At 59.3% G+C, this 4,665-nt stretch carries 4 protein-coding genes and 1 pseudogene; 1 reads left to right on the forward strand and 4 read right to left on the reverse strand.

The annotated features are described in order from the left end of the window. Positions 1 to 904, forward strand: a pseudogene (locus ACZIRK_RS44595) (IS3 family transposase); the annotation flags it as partial. Between the two features lie 189 nt (positions 905 to 1,093). Here the strand turns inward: ACZIRK_RS44595 and ACZIRK_RS44600 are convergent. The 4 genes from ACZIRK_RS44600 to ACZIRK_RS44615 all read right to left on the reverse strand — a co-directional run. Then, a complete protein-coding gene (locus ACZIRK_RS44600) occupies positions 1,094 to 3,268 on the reverse strand; it encodes a secretin N-terminal domain-containing protein (protein ID WP_165435644.1) in 2,175 nt (724 codons plus the stop codon). A gap of 144 nt (positions 3,269 to 3,412) precedes the next feature. Beyond that, a complete protein-coding gene (locus tag ACZIRK_RS44605; RefSeq protein WP_130231697.1) occupies positions 3,413 to 3,955 on the reverse strand; it encodes a hypothetical protein in 543 nt (180 codons plus the stop codon). A 46-nt stretch (positions 3,956 to 4,001) separates the two neighbouring features. Beyond that, complete coding sequence (locus ACZIRK_RS44610) at positions 4,002 to 4,475, reverse strand: hypothetical protein (RefSeq protein WP_474419780.1); 474 nt, start codon at positions 4,473 to 4,475, stop codon at positions 4,002 to 4,004. Between the two features lie 8 nt (positions 4,476 to 4,483). After that, positions 4,484 to 4,665 (reverse strand): hypothetical protein (locus ACZIRK_RS44615; protein WP_463703350.1); only part of this gene is annotated, 182 nt, incomplete at its 5' end.

A 4,665-nucleotide genomic window follows, 5' to 3' on the forward strand; every position in this document is an offset into this window, starting at 1 on the left:
CGAGGACGCGCGCGAACGCGAGATCGAGAAGCTGCATGCCAAGATTGGACAACTGACAGTCGAGCGCGATTTTTTAGCGCGGAGGTCCGGAAGATGAGCACGCCGGACCGTCGAGGAATGCTCGATCGCGCCGACATGGCGCTGTCGATCCGCCGGCAATGCATGTTGCTTGGCATCGCGCGCTCCGGGGTCTACCGGCCGCCACGGCCGGCCAACGACAACGACCTTGCCCTGATGCAGCGGATCGACGAGCTGTTCACCGCCTGGCCGTTCCTCGGCTCGCGGCGAATGACCGCGATGCTGAAGGCTGAGGGGCTTCAGGTCAATCGCAAGCGCGTGCAGCGGTTGATGCGCAAGATGGGCATCGCGGCGCTGGGACCAAGGCCGAACACGACGAAGCCGGCGCCGGGCCACAAGATCTATCCCTATCTGTTGCGCAACATGACGATCGACCGACCAAACCAGGTATGGGCGGCCGACATCACGTATCTGCCCATCGGCCGTGGCTTTCTCTATCTCGTCGCCATCATCGGCTGGGCGAGCCGTGCGGTTCTGGCGTGGCGGTTGTCGAACACGATGGACGTCTGGTTCTGCGTGGCGGCGCTGGAAGAGGCGCTGGCGAAGTATGGCACGCCGGAGATATTCAACACCGACCAGGGCAGCCAATTCACCAGTGCGGCCTTCACCGGCGCGTTGACGGGCGCTAGGGATCAGGATCTCCATGGATGGCCGCGGTCGCTGGATGGACAACGTCTTCATCGAGCGGCTGAGGCGGTCGCTCAAGCATGAGGACATCTATCTCAGAGGCTATGCCGACGGCCGCGAGGCCAAGGCAGGGGTCGCAAGCTGGATCGCCTTCTACAACGATCGTCGCCTTCATCAGGCGCACGGCTATCGCACCCCGATGCCGATCTGGCGCGAACGGATGCACGCCGACAAGGCTGTGGACATGGTGGACAACGCTGACGCGTTGACCACATGCCCACAGCAACAGCAGCAGACAGAATCTCTGGCTGCGTGATAGAAAAGGATCAGGAGCGATCAGTTTCCAACTAACAAGCCGGTTCAACCGGTCCCGCTCCGCGGGTCCATTTCAGTCGATCCGCTTGCCTAACTCTGACGTCCTGTTTGAGGTCACCAACGGACATCCCCACCGCGACCTCGCACAGTTTCTGCCCTGCGCCTGCCGCGCCCAAGCCCTCAAAGCCGTGGCCTGAGAACGACGCCTACGTTGGGGCGTCAGGTGGCGGCCGAGATCGGGGGCTAGCGATTCGAACTTCTCCCGCAACTCCTCAGTCAAAGCACGCGCATCGGCGCCACTCTCAACCACCCGAGGATTCAGTAACACCAAGAGCTCGGTTCGGTCCTTGGCGTGCTCCGTGCTGCCGAATAGAGGTCCCAACAACGGAATGTCCTTCAGCACGGGAGCCCCGGAATCCATCCGGTTGGTGCTATCCTGCATCAAACCGCCGATCGCGATCGTATCGCCGTTTCGTGTCGATACGGTGCTTTGGAGGCGACGTACCGAAATGACCGGGGATTGGACGTTGGTCAGTGTGTTCTTGTTCGCCGTACTGACCTCCTGAAAGATGTCGAGCGTCACGCTACCCCCGGCGCCGATGCGAGGTGTTACGGCCAAAATGACCCCCGTGTCGCGCAGTTCGACGTCGCTCACGATCGATGAACTCTGGCTTAGCGTGGATTGTGAGGATCGCGCGAGGACCGGAACCTGATCGCCCACTTCAATGGTCGCAGTTTGGTTGTCAACTGTGAGAATACGTGGCGCCGATACGACCTTGACGTCCCCGAGGCCGCTTAGCGCGCGTAGCACAACGTTGACATCCCTATTTGGGAACACATAGGACAAACCACCTTGTGGAACGGCACCCAAATCCAGAGAGGAAAGAAGATAGTCGACACCGTATCGCAAATGATCGCTCAACCGCACCTCCGCGACAATGACCTGGATCAGGACCTGCCGCGGCTTGACATCAAGCCGATGAACTGCGGCTTCGATGATTTTGTAGTCGGTCGGCGTTGCTAAGATCACGAGTGCATTTTGGCTGGGGTCTGCCTGGATCTGGACCGGCGCCGACAGGCCAAGACTGACTGCGGGGACCGCCGCATCGTCCTTTGCTTGGGTTGCTGACGCGGCCGCATCCGATCTTTCGTCCGACAGGCCGGGAACGTTTAGGGGCAAACTCGATCGATCGGATGCGCTTCCGATTGACAACTTCCCAAACTCTCCCGCGGGCTGCGCGCGAGATACGACACTGGGCGGCTGAGCGCCAAAGATTCGTGCTAGCACCTGCGCCACTTCCGTAGCCCTTCGGTACCGAAGTGGACGCACGTGAACGTTTGCCGCCGCCTCCGACGTCTTATCCAGCTTGGCGATAGCCCGACGAACTTGCTCAAGTAGCACAGGGTCGTCCGCTACCACAAGAATGCCGTTCAGCCGCTCGAGTGGCGCAAGCCGAACGCGCACTCTGCCCTGGTCATTCTGGTTGAACAAGAAGCTGAGTTCTCGCTCTACGGCGGCCGGACTCGCATGAGCCAGCGTATACAGCGCAAACGATTTGTGAGCCATAGCATCGTTGTCAAGTAAACCGATGAGTTCGCGCACGGAACTCACCGAGCCGGGCGGTCCACTTATGGCAATACCTTGTTCTCCCGGCGCGGGTGTCAGACGCACGCTCTCCTCGACGTTTGGTCGGATCACCTTGATGACATCGGCTGGATCGACATAGCGCACGGGAATCACTTGAACATCGCTTCGTACTCCGCCGGCGAGATCGACCAAGCGCCCCACCCGAACTCCGCGGTCAACCACGGCCAGTCCGTAGCCGTATGGTGCTAGCGCTTGGTCGAGTAATCGCGGCACATCACTCACGGGGACTTTGCCCGAGGTCCGAAGTGTCATTTTTCCCCCAACGCCCGGATCGATGATGACAGGCATGCTCATAATGTCGCCCACGACGTCATTCACAACTTGCCGAATATCGGCATTGGCGTAGTCGAGGCTCACGCGAGTGCTGTCGGAGGTGACCGGCAGCCGCCGCTCCACCGAGGCGGTGACCGGCCGGGTCGACGGCTGTGCCAGCAGTTCAAAGCTACGTGCTTGCGGTTTCCCCGCTGAGAAGGAGGGCTCCGACGCATGCCAGCCGACACTTGGCGAAGCCAGCAGAACACCGCGTTCAGCAATCGAGTCGGAGCCGGCACATCGGGTAAGCAGTAGACCAAGGAACGTCAGCAAGGTCTTGCTAGACATTGAGGAAACGGCGTTCCCGCGGAGAATGCGCATCCATTCAACTTTCCATCCACCGCCGCACTTGCATTCATTGCAACTGTGAGAACGGGTGGGCAGAACTGGGATGACTGCCGCCGTCCTGTACTACTCATGTGTTGCCGTCTCTTAACGAGAGTTGCCAATGATCACCTCCTTGATCTTTTGATCTCTCGAAAGGAGGTTAGACATCAGTTCAGCAACCTGATTGAGCTTATCAAGCAGCCCTTGCAGAAAAATCAACGCCATCTGCCCTTCGCTATTGGCACTGTCAATCGCCGCCTTAAGGTTGCTGGTGGCAGCGTCAAACTGCGACTGCACACCTCTCTTGTCGGAATTCTCCGTCTCGATGGAGATGCCGTTTGCCTGCATCCATTCAAACACGTCCTGAGTCTTGCCTTGCGAATCGACGAAGCTGCCGTAGTCTTTAACCGTCTTCTCATCGGTAGGTCGATTGGTACGCAGGGCAGCCAACGCCTCATCCATATCTTTCAGCAAATTGTTGCGCGCCTGCATATCGTCGATTTGAGAGCGGATTTGATTCTGGTAAATGTCATGCCGTTCCATCAGAACCAGCGTCATAATCGAGGCCAAAGATACCCCCCCGGGGAGAACATTTCCTGCGCTGCTGGCCCATGCATAGGGCTGGTATCCAGACATTGGATTGATCATCTTACGTCATCCTCAAACCCAGACGTTTTTCGTCCGAACGATGCACTCAAGCCATATAGACGATCTTGCTTCTCGCCTCGGTATCGGCACGACGAATTTCTGCAAGCTTGCCCAGAAAGTCCTGAATCACCGTCTCATAGCTTGCCATGAATTCACTCTCGTCCTCCATCTGCGCCCGCGCCTTGGTGCCGTCCGCCTCCAGCTTCGCCTTCTCCTCCTGGTAGTGCGTCGCGCCCATGTTCAGGCCGGGTCCCGGAAGCTTAAAGGCTTCTGTTGCGATTGTGCCCATGCCATTCCATCTCATCGCCGCCTGCTGGGCAGCTGTCTGTGCCTGGACAACGCGCGTAAACTCAAGGGGGTCCGTCGTGCTATCGGGCGCGTCCAGCCTAAGCGGGTCGCCAGGTGTATTGCCTCTCGGGGCTGGCGTCTCCACACCAGACTTCGGGAGCGGCGTCTGGATCTTGGCCTTGTACAGCTCATCGAAGCGCGCTTGACTCTGGCGAGCGCCCTTGAGGTTCACACCGGCACCTAACTCGCGCCGCCAGAGGTGGCTATTGCGCCAAACAACTGGCATAGTCCTGAGTTGCGAAGCGCCTTGGCAGCAGCTTCCTGCGCAGCGATCTCGACGTTAAGCGCGGCCGACCGGTCCGACCTCGCCGCCTTCCGGAACTCCGCATTGAGCCGAACGATGAGCGCGGCGACTGCTGATA

The sequence above is a fragment of the Bradyrhizobium sp. Leo114 genome, assembly GCF_055229415.2.

What these genes read in the sequence shown, in the direction of transcription:
- ACZIRK_RS44600 (WP_165435644.1), bottom strand. Translation starts at nt 3,268, where the DNA reads ATGTCTAGCAAGACCTTGCTGACGTTCCTTGGTCTACTGCTTACCCGA.
- ACZIRK_RS44605 (WP_130231697.1), bottom strand. Translation starts at nt 3,955, where the DNA reads ATGATCAATCCAATGTCTGGATACCAGCCCTATGCATGGGCCAGCAGC.